Genomic DNA, 633 nt, shown 5'->3' on the forward strand with positions numbered 1-633 from the left:
GTGTTGATCTGTCAGCATGGTACGAGGCATAGCGAATAGTAAAATTGGGTTTGGCGATTTGATTTTACTACTTCGCTATTTTTTTAAGCTAAAAGTGTCAACACACCCTAAATTAAAAAATAAACAATAACAATAATTTATTAGAGGTCTTGCTCCTGCTCATTCTATACGGCTGACCAGTCATGATCTCAGGAATCTCGATATGTATACAACGGAATTGCTTGATGAAGCACGTAAATTTATGCACCATATGCTGAGCGTAATGCGGACTCCAATAATGAACTGCGCTTGCAAATCAAATTGAAAAGTAATCGTCTTAACCCAGTTTTGCAGGCGGAAAGTACTCAAATATCTATGCTTGAGCAGTCTAGATCACGCACACTTTCTACCGATTAATACTGAGGATCTGGGCAACGCATAATTTGGCTAAAAACGTATGGCCAATGTCACTTTTAATGTTAGGTGGCATAATCAATGCCAGAGTCTGAAAGCGGATATTTCTATTTTGGACTTACAACACTGTGTTATTCACCAATTAAAATGTCTATGCGATAAACCATTTAAAATGTCCTGTTTTTAACCACAAGAGTCAAGCACAGGATTTAACTTTCTTTGTTCAATAACAGCTTTCTG

The 633-nt window shown here is 37.1% G+C and carries 1 pseudogene; it reads left to right on the forward strand.

The features are described 5' to 3' along the window. Window positions 1-252: 252 nt before the first annotated feature. Window positions 253-396: pseudogene (locus AC1IR0_RS15620) on the forward strand (type IV pili twitching motility protein PilT); the annotation flags it as partial. Window positions 397-633: the final 237 nt, after the last annotated feature.

The organism is Acinetobacter sp. 129952, from assembly GCF_056642055.1.